Origin of the sequence: Micromonospora sp. CPCC 205558, assembly GCF_036902955.1 — a bacterium.
Classification (GTDB): Bacteria; Actinomycetota; Actinomycetes; order Mycobacteriales; family Micromonosporaceae; genus Micromonospora.
In genome coordinates this window covers 1-613 of the sequence record NZ_JBAKHR010000071.1, presented here as the reverse complement: position 1 = coordinate 613, position 613 = coordinate 1, and the positions used below count along the sequence as shown (strand labels likewise).

At 31.3% G+C, this 613-nt stretch carries 1 protein-coding gene; it reads right to left on the bottom strand.

All coding sequences use genetic code 11. The features are described 5' to 3' along the window. Positions 1–175 precede the first annotated feature (175 nt). Positions 176–373 (bottom strand): hypothetical protein, encoded by a 198-nt coding sequence (locus V6U86_RS33305; RefSeq protein ID WP_000476222.1) that lies wholly within the window; start codon positions 371–373, stop codon positions 176–178. Between the last annotated feature and the right edge of the window lie 240 nt (positions 374–613).

The window sequence follows — 613 nt, the reverse complement described above, 5'->3', positions numbered from 1 at the left end:
CGTCAATGGCGTATAAGAATTTTAGCAGTTTTAGAATAAAAAAACGAGAGCTGTGAACTCTCGTTTCGCATAAGCAAAGGCTTACAAATATAAATATTAGGTATAAAAAACCCGCATGATAGCGAGTAGGTCCTGATATTTCATTCAGACTATAGATTTTATAAAAACTATATTTCTAGATGATTTTAAATATTTTTCCACTTAAGGTACTTTGAAAAAGCATTTCAAAACTAGGTCGAATATCTTCACCATCAACGGTGATATGTTTTATATTCAAATGAGATTGTGTGTTGGCAAACTCATGATCCACTGTGGCTTGAATAGCGTGTTTAACGCCAAACTGGTCTTTTACGCTGAGAGTCTGTTTAAACATATATATTTCCTTAAAAAAATTGCAGTGGAAATCCCACATAAATTATTGATGTTTAAAAATTTATCGCTAAGCAACTTTATGATTTAATTTAAATAGCTGATTTAGAGAAGTGTAAAATGTACGGCCATCCAAATTTAAATCAACTTCGATTCCAGATTCCAGTAGAACTCTTATACCTACTTCGATTTGTTTTAAACCTTGACGTGTATTTTGCATTTTATGTAGAGGAATTAATGAAAC